At 54.4% G+C, this 23,745-nt stretch carries 21 protein-coding genes; 6 read left to right on the top strand and 15 right to left on the bottom strand.

Going from position 1 to position 23,745, the window contains the following annotated elements; all coding sequences use genetic code 11:
* Positions 1–2 precede the first annotated feature (2 nt).
* From fabZ to rpsB, 12 genes are all read right to left on the bottom strand, one after another.
* Positions 3–458: a 3-hydroxyacyl-ACP dehydratase FabZ gene (gene fabZ / locus FND52_RS14735; protein ID WP_002436969.1), complete on the bottom strand. Its 456-nt coding sequence runs from the start codon at positions 456–458 to the stop codon at positions 3–5.
* A 114-nt stretch (positions 459–572) separates the two neighbouring features.
* Entirely contained in the window at positions 573–1,598 is a 1,026-nt protein-coding gene (gene lpxD / locus FND52_RS14730) for a UDP-3-O-(3-hydroxymyristoyl)glucosamine N-acyltransferase (RefSeq protein ID WP_125293597.1), read from the bottom strand.
* A 3-nt stretch (positions 1,599–1,601) separates the two neighbouring features.
* Entirely contained in the window at positions 1,602–2,096 is a 495-nt protein-coding gene (gene skp / locus FND52_RS14725; RefSeq protein ID WP_144131545.1) for a molecular chaperone Skp, read from the bottom strand.
* Between the two features lie 119 nt (positions 2,097–2,215).
* Positions 2,216–4,612 (bottom strand): outer membrane protein assembly factor BamA, encoded by a 2,397-nt coding sequence (bamA, locus tag FND52_RS14720; protein ID WP_144131543.1) that lies wholly within the window; start codon positions 4,610–4,612, stop codon positions 2,216–2,218.
* A 31-nt stretch (positions 4,613–4,643) separates the two neighbouring features.
* Positions 4,644–5,996 carry a sigma E protease regulator RseP gene (gene rseP / locus FND52_RS14715; protein WP_125293600.1) on the bottom strand — a complete coding sequence of 451 codons (1,353 nt, stop codon included), beginning with the start codon at positions 5,994–5,996 and terminating at the stop codon, positions 4,644–4,646.
* 11 nt (positions 5,997–6,007) lie between these two features.
* The gene (gene cdsA / locus FND52_RS14710) at positions 6,008–6,865 is read right to left on the bottom strand and encodes a phosphatidate cytidylyltransferase (RefSeq protein WP_125293601.1); all 858 of its coding nucleotides are present in this window, start codon (positions 6,863–6,865) and stop codon (positions 6,008–6,010) included.
* 12 nt (positions 6,866–6,877) lie between these two features.
* A complete protein-coding gene (gene ispU, locus FND52_RS14705) occupies positions 6,878–7,636 on the bottom strand; it encodes a (2E,6E)-farnesyl-diphosphate-specific ditrans,polycis-undecaprenyl-diphosphate synthase (protein ID WP_125293794.1) in 759 nt (252 codons plus the stop codon).
* Positions 7,637–7,824: 188 nt separating this feature from the next.
* Positions 7,825–9,021 carry a 1-deoxy-D-xylulose-5-phosphate reductoisomerase gene (ispC, locus tag FND52_RS14700; protein WP_125293602.1) on the bottom strand — a complete coding sequence of 399 codons (1,197 nt, stop codon included), beginning with the start codon at positions 9,019–9,021 and terminating at the stop codon, positions 7,825–7,827.
* A gap of 126 nt (positions 9,022–9,147) precedes the next feature.
* Positions 9,148–9,705 carry a ribosome recycling factor gene (gene frr / locus FND52_RS14695; RefSeq protein ID WP_002436957.1) on the bottom strand — a complete coding sequence of 186 codons (558 nt, stop codon included), beginning with the start codon at positions 9,703–9,705 and terminating at the stop codon, positions 9,148–9,150.
* A 169-nt stretch (positions 9,706–9,874) separates the two neighbouring features.
* Positions 9,875–10,600 carry a UMP kinase gene (gene pyrH / locus FND52_RS14690; protein WP_125293603.1) on the bottom strand — a complete coding sequence of 242 codons (726 nt, stop codon included), beginning with the start codon at positions 10,598–10,600 and terminating at the stop codon, positions 9,875–9,877.
* A gap of 138 nt (positions 10,601–10,738) precedes the next feature.
* Positions 10,739–11,590: a translation elongation factor Ts gene (tsf, locus tag FND52_RS14685; protein ID WP_008501911.1), complete on the bottom strand. Its 852-nt coding sequence runs from the start codon at positions 11,588–11,590 to the stop codon at positions 10,739–10,741.
* Between the two features lie 119 nt (positions 11,591–11,709).
* On the bottom strand, positions 11,710–12,435 hold the full coding sequence (rpsB, locus tag FND52_RS14680) for a 30S ribosomal protein S2 (RefSeq protein WP_002436951.1): 726 nt from the start codon (positions 12,433–12,435) through the stop codon (positions 11,710–11,712).
* A 319-nt stretch (positions 12,436–12,754) separates the two neighbouring features.
* On the opposite strand from rpsB, the gene map reads away from it, so the two are divergent.
* From map to FND52_RS14660, 4 genes are all read left to right on the top strand, one after another.
* A complete protein-coding gene (gene map / locus FND52_RS14675) occupies positions 12,755–13,549 on the top strand; it encodes a type I methionyl aminopeptidase (RefSeq protein ID WP_125293604.1) in 795 nt (264 codons plus the stop codon).
* Positions 13,550–13,720: 171 nt separating this feature from the next.
* Positions 13,721–16,396, top strand: a complete 2,676-nt coding sequence (gene glnD / locus FND52_RS14670; protein ID WP_144131541.1) for a bifunctional uridylyltransferase/uridylyl-removing protein GlnD — start codon at positions 13,721–13,723, stop codon at positions 16,394–16,396.
* 31 nt (positions 16,397–16,427) lie between these two features.
* On the top strand, positions 16,428–17,252 hold the full coding sequence (gene dapD, locus FND52_RS14665; RefSeq protein WP_125293606.1) for a 2,3,4,5-tetrahydropyridine-2,6-dicarboxylate N-succinyltransferase: 825 nt from the start codon (positions 16,428–16,430) through the stop codon (positions 17,250–17,252).
* A 108-nt stretch (positions 17,253–17,360) separates the two neighbouring features.
* Positions 17,361–17,747 (top strand): DUF3461 family protein, encoded by a 387-nt coding sequence (locus FND52_RS14660; RefSeq protein ID WP_125293607.1) that lies wholly within the window; start codon positions 17,361–17,363, stop codon positions 17,745–17,747.
* A 39-nt stretch (positions 17,748–17,786) separates the two neighbouring features.
* Here the strand turns inward: FND52_RS14660 and FND52_RS14655 are convergent, their stop codons facing one another.
* The 3 genes from FND52_RS14655 to dgt form a co-directional block, all read right to left on the bottom strand.
* On the bottom strand, positions 17,787–18,944 hold the full coding sequence (locus tag FND52_RS14655; protein ID WP_125293608.1) for a CdaR family transcriptional regulator: 1,158 nt from the start codon (positions 18,942–18,944) through the stop codon (positions 17,787–17,789).
* 126 nt (positions 18,945–19,070) lie between these two features.
* Positions 19,071–20,501 (bottom strand): serine endoprotease DegP, encoded by a 1,431-nt coding sequence (gene degP / locus FND52_RS14650; protein WP_125293609.1) that lies wholly within the window; start codon positions 20,499–20,501, stop codon positions 19,071–19,073.
* A 138-nt stretch (positions 20,502–20,639) separates the two neighbouring features.
* Positions 20,640–22,154 carry a dGTPase gene (gene dgt, locus FND52_RS14645; protein WP_144131539.1) on the bottom strand — a complete coding sequence of 505 codons (1,515 nt, stop codon included), beginning with the start codon at positions 22,152–22,154 and terminating at the stop codon, positions 20,640–20,642.
* Positions 22,155–22,246: 92 nt separating this feature from the next.
* On the opposite strand from dgt, the gene mtnN reads away from it, so the two are divergent.
* Together mtnN and btuF are read left to right on the top strand one after the other, a co-directional pair.
* Entirely contained in the window at positions 22,247–22,945 is a 699-nt protein-coding gene (mtnN, locus tag FND52_RS14640; RefSeq protein ID WP_144131537.1) for a 5'-methylthioadenosine/S-adenosylhomocysteine nucleosidase, read from the top strand.
* Positions 22,938–23,741: a vitamin B12 ABC transporter substrate-binding protein BtuF gene (btuF, locus tag FND52_RS14635; protein WP_125293612.1), complete on the top strand. Its 804-nt coding sequence runs from the start codon at positions 22,938–22,940 to the stop codon at positions 23,739–23,741. Before mtnN ends, btuF begins: the two co-directional genes overlap by 8 nt.
* Positions 23,742–23,745 lie beyond the last annotated feature (4 nt).

Here is a 23,745-nt window from a genome sequence, read left to right as displayed (position 1 = left end):
TATCAGCTCTCCCGGCTGCGCGCGCACATCATCGTCGCTTCGCAGACAACTTTGCCATCGACCAGTGCGACGCCCTTAAAGCGCGTCAGGCCGCGGCGGGTTTTCTCAAAGGTGACTTCCATAATCATCTGATCGCCCGGCACAACCGGACGTTTAAAACGTGCTTCATCGATACCCGCAAAGTAGTAAAGCTCGCCCGGTTCCAGTTTACCCACGCTTTTGAATGCCAGGATACCGGTGGCCTGCGCCATCGCTTCCAGAATCAGCACACCTGGGAAAATCGGTTTACCAGGGAAATGGCCCTGGAAAAACGGTTCGTTTACCGTAACGTTTTTGACTGCCCGCAGGAAGCGACCTTCTTCAAAATCCAGCACGCGATCCACTAAAAGGAACGGGAAACGGTGCGGCAGAAGCTCTAAAATCTCTTCGATGTGCAGAGTATGAGTGTCAGTAGTCAAGATACTGGTCCTGTCTAAATATACTAAATGGCAATAATAACACGGCCTGCGGCAATCCGAAGAATGCCAACAGGCCGCTTAACTTTGTCGCTTGCAGGCGTTAGCCAGAGGGCGTTATTCGTCTTTAATGACTTTCCGCTCAACAGCTTTCAGGCGTTTATTCATTTCATCAATGTTCATTACCAACGCTGCTGTTTTACGCCAAACCTTATTCGGCTGTAGCGGAATACCTGAAGAGTACACGCCAGGCTCGGAAATAGGACGCATCACCATGCCCATACCGGTCACGGTAACTTTGTCACAAATTTCCATATGACCGTTGATCACGCTGGCACCGCCAATCATGCAGTAACGGCCAATTTTCAGGCTGCCCGCCATGATGACGCCGCCCGCAACTGCGGTATTGTCGCCAATCACGACGTTATGCGCAATCTGGCACTGGTTATCAATGATCACGCCGTTGCCGATAAGGGTGTCATCCAGCGCGCCACGGTCGATGGTGGTGCATGCGCCGATCTCAACGCGATCGCCGATAATCACCCGGCCAAGCTGAGGGATCTTAATCCAGTTACCACGATCGTTAGCGTAGCCAAAGCCATCCGCGCCGATCACGGTGCTGGACTGGATCAGGCACTGTTCGCCGATCTGGATCTCATGATAGATGGTGACATTCGCCCACAGACGCGAACCCGCGCCAATGCGTGAATTTTTACCCACGAAGCAACCCGCGCCGATAATGACGTTATCGCCCAGCTCAACGCCGGATTCGATCACCGCATTCGCGCCAACAGAGACGTTGTTGCCCAGCTTCGCGCTGGCGTCAATCACTGCGCTGGGCGCGATATTCTGCGCAGGCTGAGGCGTGGTATCAAGAATTTGGGCCATACGCGCATAGGTCAGATAGGGATTTTTCACTACCAGCGCCGCGCTTTTGGCAAAAGGAAGATCGTCTGCGGCCATCACAACGGCAGACGCCTGGCATGCAGCCAGATGGTCACGGTAACGGGGGTTTACCATGAAGGTGATTTGCCCCTCACCCGCAGACTGCATTGAAGCGACGCCGGTGATGACGATATCGCCATCACCGTGCAGTTCTGCATCCAACTGTTGGGCTAAATCAGCCAGTCGAATTGAAGGCATTACTTATTTAACCTGTTTCAGTACATCAGCGGTGATGTCTTTCACATCGCTACCGTTATAAACAACGGTATTGGCGTCCAGCACCAGATCGACATCCTGGTCGGCAGCAACTTTCTTCACAGCTGCCTGAATACGGGAAACCAGCTTGCCGCGTTCTTCATTAGAACGGCGCGCACGGTCCTGCTCGAACTGCTGGGCTTTAGTACCGAAAGCCTGGCGCTGAGTCATGATGTCTTTTTCCAGCTTGGTACGATCGCTCGCCTTCATCGTGGAACCATCACGCTGTAAACGCTGCATTTTGGCCTGCAGATCGCTTTCCTGACGTTGCAGCTCGCTGCCACGGCTTTTGAACTCATTTTCCAGCGTTTTAGATACGCCAGTGTTCTGAGCAACCTGCTGAAACAGATTTTGCATGTTAACAACTGCAACTTTATCAGCCGCCTGAGCAGACGCTGCCATTGCTAAACCGAGACCTGCAGCACATAACCACTTTTTCACAATAAACTCCTTACCATCCCATTAGTACCCGAAGGTACCGTTCTTTGCGTGGCCTGACGGGTGAAACACCCGCCAAAAGTCATCGCTACACTGCTAATGCATTCCTTCGCAACAAACAATTACCAGGTCTTACCGATGTTAAACTGGAACTGTTCTGCACTGTCTCCATCATACTTTTTAAACGGCTGCGCATAAGAGAACACCAATGGACCCAACGGTGACATCCACTGCAAGGCGATACCCGCAGACATACGGATGTTGGCGGGATCGCTGTAGTCCGGAACGCCTGCCGCACGCATTTCAGCGGTGTTATCCCAGTTGGTATCCCATACGGTACCCGCATCAACGAACAGCGAGGTACGAACCGAGTTGGCATATTTATCGCTGAGGAACGGCGTCGGGGTGATGAATTCCAGGCTGGCGACACCCATCGCGTTCCCGCCTACCGCATCGTCAGATGAACAGTATGCGCTATTTTCGCAGTTATCCTCATTCGGACCTTTATAAACTGCTTTAGGACCAATGTTGTTTGACTGGAAACCACGTACGGTACTGGAACCGCCTGCATAGAAGTTTTCATAGAACGGCATCTCTTTGCCGCCCAGACCATCGCCATAGCCCCAACGGGTACGTCCCAGGACCACCCATTTATGGTCATCATCAATCGGCACATAGGTCGCCGTATCGAGAGTGAGTTTATAGAACTCGTTATCTGAACCTGGAATGGTCACTTTACCGTTCAGGTTAACGCGCGAACCTTCGGTCGGGAAGAAACCGCGGTCCAGCTTGTTATAAGTCCAGCCGTAGTTAAAGGTGAAATCGTCGGCGGTAAAACCGCGATCGCTACCGTCTTTCTGACCGAGCGAATCAAGATAACGATCCATCGCAACCTGCGGCTGCATGTTGGACAGGTCGTTATGGACGTAGCCAACGCCTGCACGCAACGTGTTGTATTCGTTAATCGGGAAGCCCAGCGTGCCGTCTACACCGTAACTTTTGTTGGTATAGGAGGACAGATCGGCGTCATCCGCTTTAAAGTCGTTATAGAAAATGCGTCCGCCAAGACTAACACCATCCACGGTGAAGTACGGGTTAGTGACGGAGAATTCAGAATAGGTCTGATAATCGTTTTTGGTGCCGTTAATGCCGACAGAATAGCCGGTACCTAACCAGTTATCCTGCTGTACGCCAACCTGGAAGCTGACGCCGCTTTCGGTACCGTAGCCCACGCCGAAGTTAAAGCTACCGGTGTTACGCTCTTTGACTTTATAGACCACGTCTACCTGATCCGGCTGGCCCGGCACACGCTGGGTGTCGGTGTCCACGGTTTCAAAGTAGCCCAGGCGGTTCAGACGCTCTTTACCCTGATCGACCAGATCGCTGCCCAGCCACGCGCCTTCCATCTGGCGCATTTCACGACGCAGGACTTCATCTTTAGAGGTGTCGTTGCCTTCAAAACGGATTTTGCGCACGTAGAAGCGGTTACCCGAGTCCACGTTGACATGCAGTTTAACCGTTTTGTCGTTCTCGTTAATTTCAGGCTGTGTCTGCACGCGCGGGTAGGCATAGCCATAGCGACCAAGAAACTTTTTAATGTCGTCTTCCATTTTGGTCACTTTGGTGCCGTTGTAGAGCTCGCCCGGCTGCATTTTGGTCAGCGTTTCGATTTCCGCAGAGTGGCCGGCCAGGTTGCCGCTAACTTCAACGCCAGAGATTTTGTACTGATCGCCTTCGGTGACGTTAACGGTCACGTAGATGCTCTTTTTGTCCGGCGTCAGGCTGACCTGAGTCGAATCAATATTGAAGCGCGCATAGCCGCGATCCAGATAGTAGCTGCGCAGGGTTTCAAGATCGCCCTGCAATTTTTGCTTCTGGTATTTACGGTCGCCCACCACGTTCCACCACGGCACTTCATCACGCAGTTGGAAGTGAGAGATCAGCTCTTCGGTGGTAAACGCGTGGTTGCCCACGATGTTGATTTGCTGGATGGTGGCGGAAACGCCTTCCTGGAACACCAGTTTCAAATCCACGCGGTTACGCGGCAGCGGGGTCACAACGGCTTTTACGCTGGCGCTGTATTTACCCACGCTGTAGTAGAAATCTTCCAGTCCTTTTTCGATATCGGAAAGGGTGGTGCGGTCGAGAGATTCGCCGACGCGAACGCCGGAAGCCTCCAGGTTCTGCTTCAGCATGTCGTCTTTAACCGACTTGTTGCCGGAGAACGTGATGCTGGCAATGGTCGGCCGTTCTTTTACCTGAACAAGCAGCGTGTCGCCGTCGCGCAGTACGCGAACGTCTTCAAAGTTGCCTGTGGCAAAGAGCGAACGGATCGTGTTACTGATGTCTTCATCATTAACCGTATCACCGACGCGGACCGGCATGCTGAGGAGGGCCGCACCAACGGCGACTCGCTGCAGTCCTTCGAAATGAATATCTCTCACTACGAAACCGTCTGCACCGTATACAGTAGCGCTGCTGAACAGCAGCGACGCTATGAGCAATTTTTTAATCGCCATCGTTGTAATGCGCTCTTCCTAACCTGGCTCTCTATAACCGAGAGAAATCATTGAAAAGTGCAAGCCCCATTAACAGCACCAGCAAAATAGAGCCAATGCGATAACTAAAGTCTTGAACTCGCTCGGAAACCGGCCCGCCCTTCAGCTTCTCTATCGCTAAAAAGAGCAAATGCCCACCGTCCAAAACGGGTAACGGGAACAGATTGATAATCCCTAAGTTCACGCTTATCAGCGCTAAGAACATCAGGTAATAAATCAACCCATACTCCGCTGACATCCCTGCCCCTTGAGCAATCGAAATTGGCCCACTGAGGTTGTTCAGTTTGACATCACCGGTTATCAATTTCCCCAGCATATTGACCGTCAGCTTCATCAACTGCCAGGTTTTGTCCGTGGCTTCGATGATAGCGGCAAACGGCCCATACTGGCGCACTGTTTTATACTCTTCTGGCAGCGGGATCACTTTCGGCACCACGCCGGCAAACCCTTCCGCCTTCCCACTACCGGCTTTTGTATCCGGAATCAGGGTCAATGACAAGGGACTCCCCTGCCGTTCAATTTCTACCGCCAGCTTTTGCGCCGGGTTGTCGCGCACCAGCGTGACAAAGCTCATCCAGTTCGCCAGCGGCTGACCATCGACTTTAACGATCCTGTCGCCCGCTTGCAAACCCGCTTTGCTGGCGGCTGAATCAGCCTGAACTTCAGCCAGCACCGGTTCAATCTTCGGTCCGTAAGGTCTGATGCCTAGAGACGCCACCGGATCTTCTTTATCGGGCTCAAAATGCCAGTTTTTGAGATCCAGCATTTTATTGGTTTGTTGCGTACTGCCAAACGGCCCCACGCCCAACGTCACGCTGTCATCGCCGATTTTCGCCACCAGCTCAAGACGAACGCTATCCCAGTCAGGCGTTTCGATACCCTCAACGGACTTAAGTTCCATGCCTGGCGCAATTTGTGCCTGCGCCGCGATGGAGTTGGGCGTTATTTCACCAATTACTGGCTTAACGCTGGGAATACCGATCATGAAAACCAGCCAGTAGGCAACAATAGCAAACAGGAAGTTTGCTATCGGACCTGCGGCGATGATCGCCGCACGCTGGCCGACGGTTTTGTTGTTGAACGCCTGATGACGCATTTCCGGAATAACCGTTTCAACGCGCTCATCCAGCATTTTGACATATCCCCCGAGAGGGATAACGGCGATAACGTATTCTGTGCCCTGGCGGTCGGTGCGTCGCCACAGGGCTTTACCGAAGCCGATAGAGAAGCGCTCAACGCGAACGCCCGCTTTGCGAGCCACCCAGAAATGGCCAAACTCATGCACGGTAATAAGAACACCCAGCGCGATGATAAAAGCGGCCAAATTCCAGAGAATGCTCAGCATAGATTATTCCGTTAAATCGTTCTGAAAACTAACAGCATCAGACACGCGAACACCGGCACGGCAGCCGTCAGGCTGTCGATGCGATCGAGGATCCCGCCGTGGCCGGGAATGAGGTTCCCACTGTCTTTAATACCCGCTTCGCGTTTAAACATACTTTCAGTGAGATCGCCCAATACCGAAGCCAACGCAGCAACCACTGAGCATATCAGCAAAGTCGATGGTGCGACTTCAAGATTCACCACCACGCCATAAATCCAGGATATCACCGCAGCGGTAAACAGGCCGCCAATAAAGCCCTGCCAGGTTTTACCGGGCGATACCTTAGGCGCAAGCTTATGTTTACCAAACAGTTTGCCGAACATATAGGCACCGGAATCTGCGCCCCAAACCAGAATCATTACGTACAGCAGCCAGATAGCGCCGTAGTAATGGTTGGCTTCATAATGCCAGCCGCGCAGCGCCACCATGCCCCAAAAAAACGGCACGATGGTCATTAATCCGAAAGCCAGCCGCAGAGCTTTAGAATTGCGCCAGAACGCGGCGGATGCAGGATAAAAAAGCACCAGCAACAAGGCGACAACCCACCAGAAAAGGGACAGCCACAATGAGCCCTCAACGACCGCAATATCGACGCCATAGTGGTATTCGGGCAGCGTGAATAACATTAGCGCAAGCAGCAGGCCACACAGCACCGCCAGCCACACCCGTTGCGTACGGTTAACAAACCCGCTCAGTTGCCCCCACTCCCAGGCCGCCAGCATGCATACCACCAGCGTGGTGATTGCAAAGCCAATCAGCGGCAAAAAGAACAGTGCGGCAATGACGACCGGAATTAAAATGAAAGCAGAAATCAGGCGATACTTCAGCAAAAGCTACCCCCATCAGGCTTCATTGTCACCGGACACAGTCCCACCAAATCGACGCTCACGATTGGCAAAGGCATTCAATGCACCTTCAAAGTCTTGTTCATCAAAATCAGGCCAAAGAACATCGGTAAAATAAAGTTCCGCATAGGCGATCTGCCAAATCAGAAAGTTACTGATACGATGCTCTCCCCCTGTCCTAATCACTAAATCAACGGGAGCCAGCTCATGCATGCAGATCTGCTCGCTGAGCAAATCTTCACTAATCTGATCCGGGCGCAATAGCCCTTCCTGCACTTGCTCAGCTAAACGCCGCACTCCCTGAATAATATCCCAACGTCCGCCATAATTCGCGGCGATGTTGAGCGTAAGGCCGGTATTTTTACTGGTTAAGGCTTCGGCTTTATGAATACGCTCTTGCAAACGGGTGTTGAATCGACTGGTGTCGCCAATGATGCGCAGCCGGACGTTATGACGATGTAAGTTCTTGACTTCACTATCTAACGCCCAAACAAACAGCTCCATCAAGGCGCTAACTTCCTGAGCCGGTCGATTCCAGTTTTCACTGCTGAATGCATACAGAGTCAGCGCATCGATACCATGATTTGCAGCAAACGAAACGGCACGGCGAACCGACTTAGCCCCTGCCTTATGGCCAAAGGCACGGATTTTCCCCTGCCGTTTCGCCCAGCGTCCGTTGCCATCCATAATGATAGCCACATGGCGGGCACCTGAAGCAGGCAGATTTTCGTTTACTGGTTGATTCGCAGACAACATAACGCGTTCTTTTTCCCCGATAAGGAGTAAACGGTACTCAGAAATACTGAAGCCTCTACACAAAAACGCCGTGTTTACCACGGCGAACCCGGCCTTTACAGCCTTTTACCCCTAATTAGGGTGGCGCAGACTATATCACTGAAGCCAGACGCTAACAAATAACATGGCTTTTGTGGGATGAATAATCATCAGCTTGCGAAGCGCATCACTTCCTGATGCGCAACCCTGCGCGCTTCCTCATCAACGCCTAATACCTCGTCCACCGAGCGCGGTTCAGACAAGATCATCATGCCTAACACCTGGGCATTCAGCGCAGCAATATCAGTGAAGCGAATCTGCTGATCGAGGAAAGCCTGAACGGTGATTTCATTCGCGGCATTCAGGGCGGTGGTTGCCGCCTGGCCTTGTTCAAACGCGTCCATCGCCAGCTTCAGGCATGGGTAACGTTGGTAGTCTGGCTCAACAAAGCTCAACGGGCCCGCTTTGCAAAAATCCAGCGGTTTCACCCCGGAGCTCACGCGCGCGGGCCAGGCCATGGTATGGGCGATGGGGGTACGCATATCCGGTTCCCCCAGCTGTGCGAGCACGCTGCCATCCACATAGCGAACCATCGAATGAATCACGGATTGAGGATGAATCAACACTTCCATACGGCTGGCTGGCGCATTGAAAAGCCAGCGGGCTTCAATATATTCGAGACCTTTGTTCATCATCGTGGCGGAATCGACGGAGATTTTACGCCCCATCGACCAGTTCGGATGCCGACAAGCCTGATCCGGCGTCATACCCGCCAGTTCAGCCAGTGCGGTTTCGCGAAACGGCCCGCCCGACCCGGTAAGGATAATCGACGAAATGCCGTTTTCCTCAAGGTCAGCGTACCCCAGCTGGCGCTGGATTGTTTCCGGTAAACTCTGAAAAATGGCGTTATGCTCGCTGTCTACCGGCAGAAGGCGGGCGCCGCTCTGCTTCACAGCATCCATAAAAAGACGGCCACAGGTAACGAGTGACTCTTTATTGGCCAGCAGGATCTGTTTACCGGCGCGGATGGCGGCAAGCGTAGGCAATAATCCCGCCGCGCCGACAATCGCCGCCATGACCTGGTCGACGTCATTGAGCGCCGCCATATCGCAGGCCGCCTGCCGTCCGGAAAGCACCTCGGTCGCACTCCCCTTTTCACGCAGCAACGATTTCAGCGCCGATGCGCTGGCGTCGTCATCCATCACCGCAAAACGCGGAGTGAATTCGAGGCACTGCTCAGCCATGCGCGTTACGTTTTTGCCCGCTACCAGCGCGGTGACGACATACTGTTGTGGATTGTGGCGAACAACGTCAAGGGTGCTACAACCGATAGATCCGGTAGAGCCAAGAATGGTCAAATGCTTCATCAGGCGCTCGGTGAGGAAAAGGGAAAAGTCATCACGCAAGTTACACGTGGTCTAAATGCAAAACGCCGTAAGAAAACACCGCTAAGCGGCTTTCCTGTACGGCGTTCACATTTGCAAGGCGAGAAATTAGAACTGCATTAACTCAGTTTCTTTCTCTGCCAGCGCGGCATCTACTTTCTTGATAGCGGCATCAGTAGCTTTCTGAACGTCGTCCTGGGAACGGCGGTCATCATCTTCGCTGATTTCTTTATCTTTCAGCAGCGCTTTTACTTTATCGTTAGCGTCACGACGCACGTTACGCACCGCAACACGCGCCTGCTCGGCTTCGCCACGCACCACTTTGATCAGGTCTTTGCGACGTTCTTCGGTCAGCGGAGGCAGTGGAACACGGATATCAGAACCGGCAGAACTTGGGTTCAGGCCGAGGTCAGACGCCATAATCGCTTTCTCAACCGCCGGGCCCATCGAACGATCAAACACGTTGATTTTCAGCGTACGGGTGTCTTCTACCGTCACGCTTGCCAGCTGACGCAGCGGCGTTGGCGTGCCGTAGTATTCGACAATGATACCATCCAGCAGGCTTGGGGAAGCACGGCCAGTACGGATTTTGCTGATTTGGTTTTTGAATGCTTCGACGCATTTTTCCATACGCACTTCAGCATCTTTTTTGATTTCGCTAATCACGTTACGAGTCCTTGAAAACTGGTAGTTGGGCAGGCCACACACGCTCGCCTGACGACGTGAAACGCAGTGTGATAAGTATAGCCCGATTAATTCATGGCACCCGGCAGATAATCCGCCAACTGAACCGACAATGAAACGGAATTTTACCCGGAATTGTCGCTTACGGAAATTATTCCGTGATTAATGTGCCTTCTTTTTCGCCCATCACAACGCGACGCAGCGCGCCCGGCTTGTTCATATTGAACACGCGGATCGGCATTTTGTGGTCACGGGCCAGCGTGAACGCGGCGAGATCCATGACTTTTAATTCTTTTTCCAGCACTTCCTGATAGCTCAGCTGATCGTACAGGGTCGCTGCCGGATCTTTCATCGGATCGGCGGAGAACACGCCGTCCACTTTAGTGGCTTTCAGCACCACGTCGGCTTCGATTTCGATGCCGCGCAGGCAGGCTGCGGAGTCGGTGGTGAAGAAAGGATTGCCGGTGCCCGCAGAGAGGATCACCACGCGGTTATTGCGCAGCAGGCTGATGGCTTCCGCCCAGCTGTAGTTATCGCACACGCCGTTCAGCGGAATAGCAGACATCAGGCGCGCGTTAACATAGGCACGGTGCAGCGCATCGCGCATCGCCAGGCCATTCATCACGGTAGCCAGCATACCCATATGATCGCCGACTACACGGTTCATGCCCGCTTTCGCCAGACCCGCGCCACGGAACAGGTTACCGCCGCCGATCACCACACCGACCTGGACGCCGAGCTCAACCAGCTCTTTTACTTCCTGCGCCATGCGATCCAGTATGCTCGCATCAATACCGAAGCCTTCTGCACCTTGCAGCGCTTCGCCACTCAGCTTGAGCAGAATGCGTTTATAGACGGGTTTTGCATTGGTAGCCATGTTTCTTTCCTGGAACTGTCAACGAATGGGATGGTTTGGAGACGACATGATATGCCGCTTTTCAGTTCGCGCGCATTGGGAGCAAACTGAATGTTTTACTGATAAAACAGAGCCGCCCTCAGGCGGCTCCTTACTGCATTAAGACTGCTTGGACATAGCAGCAACTTCTGCTGCGAAGTCAGTCTCAACTTTCTCGATGCCTTCGCCCACTTCGAAGCGGATGAAGCCAGTTACGTCAGCGTTGTGCTCTTTCAGCAGCTGAGCAACAGATTTGCTCGGATCCATAACGAAAGGCTGGCCAGTCAGAGAAACTTCGCCGGTGAATTTCTTCATGCGGCCTTCAACCATTTTCTCTGCGATTTCTTTCGGCTTGCCAGACTGCATGGCGATGTCCAGCTGAACCTGGTACTCTTTTTCTACCACTTCAGCAGACACGTCTTCCGGCTTAACGAATTCCGGCTTGCTTGCAGCGATGTGCATAGCCAGCTGTTTAACCAGCTCTTCGTCAGCGCCTTTAGCAGCGACCAGAACGCCGATACGCGCGCCGTGCTGGTAAGAACCCAGAACGTCGCCTTCCAGGGAAGCTACGCGACGGATGTTGATGTTCTCGCCGATTTTAGCAACCAGGGCAACACGCTCTTCTTCGAACTGTGCTTTCAGAACTTCAACGTCAGTGATTTTGCCTGCAACCGCTGCGTCCAGAACTTTGTTCGCGAACGCCTGGAAACCACCGTCTTTAGCAACGAAGTCAGTCTGGCAGTTAACTTCCAGAATGATGCCGTAGTTGCCGTCGATCTTGGTGATGATCACGCCGTCAGCAGCAACGTTGCCTGCTTTCTTAGCCGCTTTGATCGCGCCGGATTTACGCATGTTTTCGATTGCCAGCTCGATGTCGCCGTTCGCTTCGGTCAGCGCTTTTTTGCAATCCATCATGCCTGCGCCAGTACGCTCACGCAGCTCTTTTACCAGGGATGCGGTAATTTCAGCCATTGTTAAATCCTCGGGAGATTTGATCTGCCCGGCGGCTAACGCCAGGCAGATATAAAAGAGAAAAAGGGGCCATAAAAAGGCCCCTATCTATACACGGTCAAATAAGGGCTAAAACCTTATTATTCAGCTTCTACAAAGCTTTCTTCAGCCTGAGAAGCCAGGTCCTGAGAGCGTGCTTCGCGAACGGTGGTCGCTACCGCGTTCAGGTACAGGGTCACAGCACGGATTGCATCGTCGTTACCCGGGATAACGAAATCAACGCCATCCGGATCGGAGTTGGTATCAACGATAGCAAATACCGGGATACCCAGGTTGTTTGCTTCTTTGATCGCGATGTGTTCGTGGTCAGCATCGATAACAAACAGAGCGTCCGGCAGGCCACCCATGTCTTTAATACCGCCCAGGCTGTTTTCCAGTTTTTCCAGCTCACGGGTACGCATCAGCGCTTCTTTCTTGGTCAGCTTGTCGAAAGTACCGTCCTGAGACTGAGTTTCCAGATCTTTCAGGCGCTTGATGGACTGACGAACGGTTTTCCAGTTAGTCAGCATGCCACCCAACCAGCGGTGGTTTACGAAGAACTGGTCGCAGCTTTCGGCAGCTTCTTTCACAGCTTCGCTTGCAGCGCGTTTAGTACCAACGAACAGGATTTTGCCTTTGCGAGCAGCAATTTTGTTCAGCTCAGCCAGGGCGTCGTTGAACATCGGTACAGTTTGCTCAAGGTTGATGATGTGAACTTTGTTACGCGCACCGAAGATGAACGGCTTCATTTTCGGGTTCCAGTAACGGGTCTGGTGACCAAAGTGAACACCAGCCTTGAGCATGTCGCGCATGGAAACAGTTGCCATGTTTAAAACCTCTATATAAAAGTTGGGGTTATGCCTCCACGTATCCCATATTACCGACCCCGAAGGGCACCCCGGAATATGTGCCGATACGTGTGTGTTATTACACATAGTGAGAATGTCGCTTCTGCGCCGCAGCGTGTAGTAAATGCGGAACAGAAGTCCGGCGCGCTTTATACCATAAAACCCATTAAGACACCAACAGTAGTTCACGCTGCGTTAGCCAGATTAAATCTCAATTTGGCTCAGCCCTGCCGCCCTGTTAACATTGTTATTACTTGCTTAAATCTTGTCGACGTAACGACATTAGCGGACGTTATTCATGGCTATTTCTATTAAAACCCCTGACGAAATCGAAAAAATGCGCGTCGCCGGCCGCCTTGCCGCCGAAGTGCTGGAGATGATTGAACCTCACGTTAAGCCAGGGATCAGCACCGGCGAACTCGACCGGATCTGCAACGATTACATCGTGAACACCCAACACGCGGTTTCCGCATGCCTCGACTACCACGGTTTTCCGAAATCGGTCTGTATCTCGATTAACGAAGTGGTATGCCACGGCATTCCGGACGATGAAAAACTGTTGAAAGACGGTGATATCGTCAATATCGACGTTACCGTGATTAAAGACGAATACCACGGCGATACCTCGAAAATGTTTATCGTCGGTAAACCAACCATTCTGGGCGAGCGCCTGTGCCGCGTCACCCAGGAGAGCCTCTACCTGGCGCTGCGCATGGTGAAACCAGGCATTCGTCTGCGCACCCTGGGCGCGGCGATCCAGAAATTCGTCGAAGCGGAAGGCTTCTCCGTGGTGCGCGAATATTGCGGACACGGCATTGGCCGCGTGTTCCACGAAGAGCCGCAGGTGCTGCACTACGATGCTGATGACGGCGGCGTGGTGTTGCAGGCCGGTATGACCTTTACTATCGAACCGATGGTCAACGCGGGCGATTACCGTATCCGCACCATGAAAGACGGCTGGACGGTAAAAACCAAAGACCGCAGCCTGTCTGCGCAGTACGAGCACACGATTGTGGTCACCGAAACCGGCTGTGAAATTCTCACGCTGCGTAAGGATGACACCATCCCGGCCGTATTGACCGCCGACGCGTAAGCGCACATTAATGGCCCTGTTTCAGGGCCATTTTTTTATCTTCTATGCGGTATTCCGCCCTCGCCCATCACAAAATGATCCTTTCTATTTGCGCATAACTTTTTTACTTTGTTGTCACAGACCCGGGTTCCCTGAATCGTTGGGCAAACTTATTTTCTTTAGGGTGGCGCCATGAGTAATACCTTACCTGAACCTTTCGTCAGCACCATTATCCCCACCCTGCCCGGCCAGCCTGATAACCCGGGCGTCTGGCCGCAGGCGGACCTGCACTGCCAGGCCATCAAAGCGCATATCGACCAGTTTCAGCAGTGGCTTGCCAGCGCCTTTGACAGCGGGCTGTCCGCAGAAACGCTGATTGAAGCGCGGACCGAATTTATCGACCAACTATTGCAGCGCCTGTGGATTGAGTACGGTTTTGGCGAGCTGAGCGAAGCGGCGTTAGTCGCGGTGGGCGGCTACGGGCGCGGCGAGCTGCATCCATTATCCGACATCGATTTGCTGATCCTGAGCCGCAAGCGGTTAAGCGAGGCGCAGTCCCAGAAAGTCGGCGAGCTGCTGACCCTGCTGTGGGACGTGAAGCTGGAAGTGGGCCACAGCGTGCGCACTCTGGAAGAGTGTCTGCTGGAGGGGTTATCCGATCTCACCGTCGCTACTAACCTGATTGAATCCCGCTTGTTAACTGGCGACGTGGCATTATTCCTGGAACTGCATAAGCATATCTTTTCAGAAGGTTTCTGGCCTTCCGAGCGCTTTTTCGCCGCCAAAGTCGACGAACAACAGGAGCGCCATAAGCGCTACCACGGCACCAGCTACAACCTTGAACCCGACATCAAAAGCAGCCCCGGCGGCCTGCGCGATATCCACACCTTACAGTGGGTAGCGCGGCGGCACTTTGGCGCGACGTCGCTAAGCGAAATGGTCGGCTTCGGCTTTCTGACCGAGGCCGAACGCAACGAGCTGGACGAATGCCAGCACGTGCTGTGGCGCATTCGCTTCGCGCTGCATCTTGAGCTGAACCGCTATGACAACCGCCTGCTGTTCGATCGCCAGCTCAGCGTGGCCCAGCGCCTGCACTATCAGGGCGACGGCAATGAGCCTGTCGAACAGATGATGAAGGATTTTTACCGCGTGACGCGCCGGGTCGGCGAGCTCAACCATATGCTGTTGCAGCTGTTTGACGAGGCGATTCTGGCGCTGCCCGCCGATGAAAAGCCGCGTCCGCTAGATGATGACTTCCAGCTGCGCGGCTCGCTTATCGATCTGCGCGATGAGAGCCTGTTTATCCGCGAGCCGCAGGCCATTCTGCGTATGTTTTACGCCATGGTGCGCAACCGCGACATCACAGGCATTTACTCCACCACGCTGCGCCATCTGCGCCACGCGCGCCGTCATTTAACAGAGCCGCTGTGTTATATCCCCGAGGCGCGCAGCCTGTTTTTATCGATGCTGCGCCACCCGGGCGCGGTGAGCCGCGGGCTGCTGCCAATGCACCGCCACAGCGTGCTCGGTGCCTATATGCCGCAGTGGTCGCATATCGTCGGCCAGATGCAGTTTGACCTGTTCCACGCCTATACGGTGGATGAGCACACTATCCGGGTGATGCAAAAACTGGAGAGCTTCGCGCTGGAAGAGACGCGCCAGAAACACCCGTTATGCGTGGAGCTCTGGCCGCGTCTCACCCATCCGGAGCTGATCCTGATCGCCGCGCTGTTTCACGATATCGCCAAAGGCCGGGGCGGTGACCACTCGGTGCTGGGCGCGCAGGACGTGCTGAAGTTCGCCGAACTGCACGGCCTGAATTCTCGGGAAACGCAGCTGGTGGCCTGGCTGGTGCGTCATCATCTGCTGATGTCGGTCACCGCCCAGCGCCGCGATATTCAGGATCCGGAAGTGATCAAGCAGTTTGCCGAAGAGGTGCAAACCGAAAACCGCCTGCGCTTCCTGGTGTGCCTGACGGTGGCGGATATCTGCGCCACCAACGAAACCCTGTGGAACAGCTGGAAGCAGAGCCTGCTGCGCGAACTCTATTTCGCGACCGAAAAACAGCTGCGGCGCGGGATGCAGAATACGCCGGACATGCGCGAGCGGGTGCGTCATCATCAGCTTCAGGCGCTGGCGCTGCTGCGCATGGACAACATTGATGAAGAGGCGCTGCACCGCATCTGGGCCCGCTGCCGGGCCAACTATTTTGTCCGCCACAGCCCGAACCAGCTTGCCTGGCATGCGCGCCACCTGCTGCAACACGATCTCAGCAAGCCGTTGATCCTGCTCAGCCCGCAGGCCACGCGCGGCGGCACCGAAATCTTCATCTGGAGCCCGGACCGTCCTTACCTGTTCGCCGCCGTGTGCGCGGAACTCGACCGGCGCAATCTCAGCGTTCATGACGCGCAGATCTTCACCACCCGCGACGGGATGGCGATGGATACCTTTATTGTGCTGGAGCCGGACGGCAAACCGCTGGCGGCGGATCGCCACGAAGCGATTCGCTATGGCCTGGAACAGGCAATCACCCAGCGCACCTGGCATCCGCCGCAGCCGCGTCGCCAGGCCGCCAAACTGCGCCACTTTACCGTCGAGACCGAGGTCAATTTTCTGCCGACCCACACCGATCGCAAATCGTTTATGGAGCTGATTGCCCTCGATCAGCCTGGGCTGCTGGCGCGCGTCGGCCAGGTGTTCGCGGACCTGGGGATTTCGCTCCATGGGGCGAGAATTACGACAATTGGCGAGCGAGTAGAAGATTTATTTATAATCGCGAATGCGGACCGGCGTGCCCTTAATAATGCGCTGCAACAAGAGGTGCAACAACGGTTGACAGCCGCCCTCAATCCAAACGATAAAGGGTAACGAATTTTTTTACGCAATATGGACAGAGACAATGCAGCAGTTACAAAACGTTATTGAAGCCGCTTTCGAGCGTCGCGCCGACATCACTCCCGCGAATGCGGATACCGTAACCCGTGAAGCGGTGAATCAGGTTATCGCACTTCTTGATTCCGGCGCGCTGCGCGTGGCGGAGAAGATCGACGGCCAGTGGGTGACGCATCAATGGCTGAAAAAAGCGGTGCTGCTTTCTTTCCGCATCAACGACAACCAGGTCATCGACGGTGCGGAAAGCCGCTACTTCGATAAAGTGCCGATGAAATTCGCCGACTACGATCAGGCGCGTTTCCAGAAAGAAGGTTTCCGCGTGGTGCCGCCGGCAGCGGTGCGCCAGGGCGCGTTTATCGCCCGCAATACCGTGCTGATGCCGTCCTATGTCAACATCGGCGCTTACGTGGATGAAGGCACCATGGTTGATACCTGGGCGACTGTCGGCTCCTGCGCGCAGATCGGTAAAAACGTTCACCTCTCCGGCGGCGTAGGCATCGGCGGCGTACTGGAGCCATTACAGGCTAACCCGACCATCATTGAAGACAACTGCTTTATCGGCGCACGTTCTGAAGTAGTAGAAGGCGTGATCGTGGAAGAAGGTTCAGTGATCTCCATGGGCGTGTACATCGGCCAGAGCACCCGTATTTACGATCGTGAAACCGGCGAAGTACACTATGGCCGCGTTCCGGCGGGCTCCGTGGTGGTCTCCGGCAACCTGCCTTCGAAAGACGGCAAATACAGCCTATACTGTGCGGTAATCGTCAAAAAAGTCGATGCCAAAACCCGCGGCAAAGTGGGCATTAATGAGCTGCTTCGCACTATCGACTAAAGATGAATAAAAAAGGCGGGATAACCCGCCTTTTTTGTACCCGGTTGTGGCATTAACGGATTATTTCATTAATTATTTCTGGGTTAATGTTTCGCTAAGGATACCGCTATGTACGATAATCTGAAGAGTCTGGGGATCACCAATCCTGAAGAGATTGACCGGTACAGCCTCCGGCAGGAAGCCAACAACGACATCCTGAAAATCTACTTCCGTAAGGATAAAGGCGAGTTTTTTGCCAAGAGCGTGAAGTTCAAATATCCGCGCCAGCGCAAAACCGTGGTGGCTGATGGCGTAGGGCAAGGTTACAAAGAAGTGCAGGAGATCAGCCCGAATCTGCGTTACGTGATCGACGAGCTGGATCAGATCTGCATGCGCGATCGTACTGAAGTGGATCTGAAGCGTAAAATCCTCGACGATCTGCGTCATCTGGAAAGCGTGGTGACCAATAAGATCAACGAAATCGAAGCCGATCTGGAAAAACTTACCCGGAAATAATTCTCTCAGGGCGGGTTCTCCCCCGCCCTGCTTTCTCTATTAGCGCTGTTCGTCGAGCTGTAACGCAATATACAACAGCAGCCTGTCGTCAAAATTCCCTAAATCCAGCCCGGTCAGCTCTGAGATCCGGTTCAGTCGATATTCCAGCGTATTGCGGTGGATAAACAGCGCCTTTGAGGTCGCCAGCGGCTGTACGTTGTGACGAAACCACGCGGTCAGGGTGCGGCGCAGCAGGCCGTTGTTGTCCATCGCTTTCAGCTTCGCCAGCGGGCGCGCCAGTTCGTTGGCCTGCCAGCCGCCGCGCAAACTGTCCAGCAGCACCGGCAGCATCAGATCCTGATAGAAATAGCTGCGCACGTCCGGCATACGCTGTTTGCCGACCATCATGGTGGTGCGCGCGGTACGCCAGGAGCGGGCAATGCTGCCGGGCCCGGTAAAATAGTTGCCGAGCGCCACACGAAAACGCAGATGCCCGCTCTCTTTCATCCGGGCGATCAGTTGCTCGACGCGGCGACGGTGATCTTCCGCATCCCAGCGGCCAAAGGCATTGAGCGCGGGCTTCAGTACCACCATTTCGGTCAGCGAAACGATCGCCACCAGATTATTGCGTTCAGGGGTCGTGAGCGCGGTTTGCAACTGTTGCAGTTCCGCCATGGCGCTGTCGACGCCGAGCTGGCCGCTGTCCACTTCTACCACGGCGACCACGCGCGGCTGATTGAGATCGATGCCTAAACGCTGCGCCCACTCCATCAGCGCCGGGGTGTGCTCTTCGGTCTGGATCAGGTTCATCACCAGTTCTTCGCGCAGACGCGTATCCTGCGCCAGCATATGCATCAGACGTGACTGCTCCAGCATCATCTCTGCCGTCATGCACACCAGCTCGCCATACTTGCGCAGATGCACCGGATCGCCCGTCAGGCCGATCACGCCGACAATTTCCCCTTCAATACGCAGCGGCAGGTTAATCCCCTGACGCACGCCGTGCAGGCTGCGCGCCACCGCATCGTCGATATCCACCACGCGGCCCTGAGAGAGCACCAGCAGCGCACCTTCGTGCAATTCACCAATACGCTCCTGGTCGCCGCTGCCGATGATACGCCCGCGGGCATCCATAACGTTGATATTGGTATCAATGATTCGCATCGTGCGTGACACGATATCCTGCGCCATTTTGGTATCAAGATGCCAACCCGCCATTGTGCCCCTCCGCTCTATCAATGATTCAGAATAAGGCACAAAAAAAACCCGCGCATTGGGCAATTGCACAATGCGCGGGGTCAGACTATGGAGTTGTGGAAAGGGTCACAAAAAACCCTTCAACTATTACTGCATCAACAGATAAAGCGTGGTATCACCGCGTTTCACGTTCAGCGCCAGCACCGACGGCTTGCTGTCGAGAATTTTGCGCAGTTCAGCGATGTTTTTCACCGGCTGCTGGTTAGCACCCAGGATGATATCGCCTTTTTTCAGGCCGATACGCGCGGCCTGAGAACCGGTTTTCACGCTATTCACTACCACACCCGGATTATTGCCGGTCTGGTTGCTCATCTCCGCGCCTTCAATCCCGTTGAAGATGGAAGAAGAATCTACCTGGTTCTGGCTGCTCTGCTGGAGTTCCAGCGTTACCGACGTTGGTTTGCCGTCACGCAGCAGGCCCAGAGTGAGTTTACTGCCCACCGGCATGGTGCCAACCTGAGCGCGCAGCGCCGCGAAGCTGCTAATCGGCTTGTCATTCAGCGAGACAATCACATCGCCCGCCTTCACGCCCGCTTTGGCCGCAGAAGAGTTCGGCATCACCTGGCTGACGAACGCGCCGCGCTGGGCGTCAACTTTCATCGCTTTCGCCAGTTCGGAGTTGAGTTCAGTCCCCATGATGCCAAGTTCGCCACGGCGCACCTGGCCATATTCCACCATCTGGCTGGTCAGGCTTTTCACCATATTGCTCGGAATGGCGAAGCCGATACCGATGTTGCCGCCGTCCGGCGCGAGGATCGCGGTGTTAATCCCGATCAGTTCGCCGTTCAGGTTGACCAGCGCGCCGCCGGAGTTACCCCGGTTGATCGCCGCATCGGTCTGGATGAAGTTTTCGTAGTTTTCAGCGTTCAGGCCGCTACGACCCAGCGCTGAGACAATACCGGAGGTCACGGTCTCGCCGAGGCCGAACGGGTTGCCGATCGCCACGGTGTAGTCGCCCACGCGCAGCGCGTCGGAATCGGCCAGTTTAATCGCCGTCAGGTTTTTCGGATCCTGGATTTGGATCAGCGCGATATCGGAACGCGGATCTTTACCGACCATTTTGGCGTCCAGCTTGCGGCCATCGCTGAGCTGCACTTTGATGCTGGTGGCGTTATCCACCACGTGGTTGTTGGTCACCACATAGCCTTTAGCGGCATCAATAATCACGCCGGAACCCAGCGCCATAAATTTCTGCTGCTGGCCGCCTTGCGGACCGGCACCGCCGCCCTGGCAGAACGGCGAACTCTGGAACGGCGAACCGTCCTGGCAGAACGGCGAATCGTCACCGAAGAACTGCTGGAAGTTACGCGGAAGGCGCGGGTTGTTAACCGCCGTGGTTCCTTCCACATTAATGCTCACCACTGAAGGCATCACTTTTTCAAGCATCGGCGCCAGGCTTGGCATCGGTTGAGTAACCGGTGCCGCCGAGGCGGTTTCAGCAGCGACAGCGGAGACAGGACTTAACGCCAGGCCCATGCTCAGAGCCAGCGCACTCAATGCTAACGTGGTTTTTTTCATCTGTTTCATTCTCAATTAATTAGTCAGGCAAAATTGCTGTGAACGTGACTATCAGAGTGATTTTATAGCGCGAAGTTCCACGCCTGAATTTCTTGAAAAGTAAAAATTTATTGGCCGTCTTTACAAAACTTTCGGATATTATTCTACCGCCATCAGCTTGCGGTATTCATCCCATGCATAAAGATCGGTCATGCCGCTAATATAATCCTGGATAAGACGGCAGCGATAATAATATTCCCAAACCGGGAAAACGGCATCATTACGATTAACGTGGCTCATCGCCTCAATATAGGCCAGACGGTGCCGACCGGACAACTTATGAAATAGCCGGGTTTCAATGGGTAACCGTCGCCCGCTGGCCTCTTCCACTAATAGCCGGAAGTCGTCTGCGCCCAGCAGCAACAGCGGTTGATATATATCTAACAGTCCCTTAATTACCCGGTAGCCCTGTAATTCGAGCTGTTCAACATCCGGATGGCTAAATACGTGGCGCACCGCGACATTTTTATAAAGCTTCAGAAGACGGCTATATGGGCTGTCATCTTCCAGCAGCGCATGATTAAAACAGCCGGGGAAAATGGTCGGCAAATTATCAATAAAACGCTGGGCGGCATAGGGCACCAGTTTATTCAGGGTGTTCACCCGTAAATACATAAAGAACTGATCTTCCACGCTGCGCTGCATGGAATTGGTCATCGATTTATCCCAGGCGTTTTGCACCACCTGGGCAAACAGATCGCCGGACTGATGGTCGCCCCAGGCGTCGCGCAAATGCTGGTAAAGCTGCTCGGCGCTGAAGATACGTTTCTCCACCGCATCTTCTAAATCGGCGACGCAATAGGAGATGTCGTCAGCGGCTTCCATAATCCACGTCAATGGAAAGCGGCAGTATTCATCCAGTGAGAGTTCTTTACGTAACCGTACAATGTACTCTTCTTCCGAGAGGTAAAATCCCGGTTTTTTCATCAAATAGCTGTGGCTTTCCGGCGTAGGACCGGTAAACCAGGCAGGGCGGGTATACTTTAAAATCCCGCCGACCTGCGCCCAGGTGAGATTCATGCGCAGCAGCGTATGCACCAGCCGGATGCCCTGGGCATTGCCTTCGAACTGGCAAATATCATTACGCACTTTACGCCGCAAATCATTCAGCGCTTCCTCACCTTCGTGCAGTTGCAATACTGCCACCTGGCAGCGATCGCCGCTGAGCGGCTGGCTGGTGGCATCAGCGGGCACCAGCCGCTGGCGAAACCAGTCATTAATCGCCGCTTCGCCAAAGTGGCCAAAAGGCGGATTACCGATGTCATGCATCAGGCAGGACATCTCTACAATGCTTTCGAACGGGCCGGTGAGTTCATCCAACCCGTACTCCGCCAGCAGCCTGCGCTCCTTCAGGCGGCTGAGCACCTCTTTGGCGATATAGCGGCCAACCTGCTGTACTTCCATGGAATGGGTCAAACGGGTGCGCACCGCAGCGTTGCGCTCAAGGGGAAACACCTGGGTTTTCTGCTGGAGGCGACGAATGGCGGGAGAATTAACGATGCGTCCACGATCGCTTTCAAAAATGCGCACAATTTCATGCTCGCTTTTCACGCCCTGCGGCGAGCGGTAGCGGCGACGCCAGTTAATCTTATTGCGAAAGTCGAACTCAGCCATAAGCCCTCCAGCTCATAATCAGAAGCGAATTATTTCCCTGCCATTGCCATGATAGACTATGCCCCTGAATCTAACATTTAGCGAGTATCTCTATGAAAGCAGGCATCATTGGCGCAATGGAAGAAGAAGTTACCCTTCTGCGCGACAAAATCGAAAACCGTCAAACCCTGAACATTGCCGGTTGCGAAATTTATACCGGAACCTTAAACGGAACCGAAGTGGCGCTGCTGAAATCGGGAATTGGTAAAGTGGCGGCGGCGATGGGCGCAACCCTGCTGCTGGAACACTGCAAGCCTGACGTCATCATTAATACCGGCTCCGCGGGCGGCCTGGCGCCGACGCTAAAAGTGGGCGATATCGTGGTGTCGGAAGATGTGCGCTATCACGATGCCGATGTTACCGCGTTCGGTTACGAATATGGCCAGTTGCCGGGCTGCCCGGCAGGCTTCAAAGCCGATGAAAAACTGATTGCCGCTGCCGAAGCCTGCATTCAGAAACTGGATCTCCACGCGGTGCGCGGCCTGGTGGTAAGCGGCGACGCGTTTATCAACGGCGCGGAAAACCTGGCGAAAATCCGCCAGCATTTTCCGAATGCGATTGCCGTAGAAATGGAAGCCACTGCCGTGGCGCACGTGTGCCATAACTTCGGCGTGCCGTTTGTGGTGGTGCGCGCCATTTCCGACGTGGCGGACCAGCAATCCCACCTCAGCTTTGACGAGTTCCTGGCGGTGGCGGCGAAGCAGTCCAGCCTGATGGTTGAAACGCTGCTCCAACAGATCCAGCATGGCTAAGTTCAAACGCCTCGGGGCGCTGTGCGCCCTTTTTCTGTTTCCGGCGTGGCTGTTTGCCGCGCCGCGCGTCATCACCCTTTCGCCGGGCAACACCGAACTGGCGTTTGCCGCAGGCATCACGCCCATTGCCGTCAGTAACTATTCCGACTATCCGGAAGCCGCCAAAAAGCTTGAGCAGGTAGCCAACTGGCAGGGCATGAATTTCGAGCGCATCGTGGCGCTGAAGCCGGATCTGGTTGTCGCCTGGCGCGGCGGCAATCCCGAGCGCCAGGTTAACCAGCTAAAAGCGCTGGGCATCGACGTGCTGTGGCTCGATCCGCTGACCGTGGATGATATCGTTGCCGCGCTGCGCCAGCTGGCGAAATGGAGCCCGACGCCCGGGCAGGCCAATGCCGCCGCCGACAGGCTGGCTGCGGAATTTGCCGCGCTGCGAAAACAGTACGCCGATAAACCGAAAACCCGGGTTTTTCTGCAGTTCGGTGATAACCCGCTGTTTACCTCCGGAAAATCCTCCCTGCAAAACCAGATCCTGGAAGTATGTGGTGGTGAAAATATCTTCGCTGACAGCCGCGTACCCTGGCCGCAGGTCAGCCGCGAACAGGTGCTGATGCGTAAGCCGCAGGCCATCGTGGTAGCCGGTGAACAGCGCAATATTCCAAAAACATCACAATTTTGGCATGACCAGCTCAAAGTTCCGGTTATTGCCCTTCACGACGACTGGTTTGAACGGTCAGGCCCGCGTATTATCCTCGCCGCAAAACAGCTCTGCCAGGCAATGGCGGAAACAACAAACTGAGGGT

It is taken from the genome of Atlantibacter subterraneus (assembly GCF_007570865.1).
Lineage (GTDB): Bacteria > Pseudomonadota > Gammaproteobacteria > Enterobacterales > Enterobacteriaceae > Atlantibacter > Atlantibacter subterraneus.
The sequence above is the reverse complement of the archived record's forward strand: the minus strand, read 5'-3'. Positions and strand labels throughout refer to the sequence as shown.

Coding starts and splice junctions, on each gene's coding strand:
- lpxD (WP_125293597.1), bottom strand. CDS start 1,598: ATGCCTTCAATTCGACTGGCTGATTTAGCCCAACAGTTGGATGCAGAA.
- bamA (WP_144131543.1), bottom strand. CDS start 4,612: ATGGCGATTAAAAAATTGCTCATAGCGTCGCTGCTGTTCAGCAGCGCT.
- rseP (WP_125293600.1), bottom strand. CDS start 5,996: ATGCTGAGCATTCTCTGGAATTTGGCCGCTTTTATCATCGCGCTGGGT.
- ispU (WP_125293794.1), bottom strand. CDS start 7,636: ATGTTGTCTGCGAATCAACCAGTAAACGAAAATCTGCCTGCTTCAGGT.
- ispC (WP_125293602.1), bottom strand. CDS start 9,021: ATGAAGCATTTGACCATTCTTGGCTCTACCGGATCTATCGGTTGTAGC.
- pyrH (WP_125293603.1), bottom strand. CDS start 10,600: ATGGCTACCAATGCAAAACCCGTCTATAAACGCATTCTGCTCAAGCTG.
- tsf (WP_008501911.1), bottom strand. CDS start 11,590: ATGGCTGAAATTACCGCATCCCTGGTAAAAGAGCTGCGTGAGCGTACT.
- rpsB (WP_002436951.1), bottom strand. CDS start 12,435: ATGGCAACTGTTTCCATGCGCGACATGCTCAAGGCTGGTGTTCACTTT.
- map (WP_125293604.1), top strand. CDS start 12,755: ATGGCTATTTCTATTAAAACCCCTGACGAAATCGAAAAAATGCGCGTC.
- glnD (WP_144131541.1), top strand. CDS start 13,721: ATGAGTAATACCTTACCTGAACCTTTCGTCAGCACCATTATCCCCACC.
- dapD (WP_125293606.1), top strand. CDS start 16,428: ATGCAGCAGTTACAAAACGTTATTGAAGCCGCTTTCGAGCGTCGCGCC.
- FND52_RS14660 (WP_125293607.1), top strand. CDS start 17,361: ATGTACGATAATCTGAAGAGTCTGGGGATCACCAATCCTGAAGAGATT.
- FND52_RS14655 (WP_125293608.1), bottom strand. CDS start 18,944: ATGGCGGGTTGGCATCTTGATACCAAAATGGCGCAGGATATCGTGTCA.
- degP (WP_125293609.1), bottom strand. CDS start 20,501: ATGAAAAAAACCACGTTAGCATTGAGTGCGCTGGCTCTGAGCATGGGC.
- dgt (WP_144131539.1), bottom strand. CDS start 22,154: ATGGCTGAGTTCGACTTTCGCAATAAGATTAACTGGCGTCGCCGCTAC.
- mtnN (WP_144131537.1), top strand. CDS start 22,247: ATGAAAGCAGGCATCATTGGCGCAATGGAAGAAGAAGTTACCCTTCTG.
- btuF (WP_125293612.1), top strand. CDS start 22,938: ATGGCTAAGTTCAAACGCCTCGGGGCGCTGTGCGCCCTTTTTCTGTTT.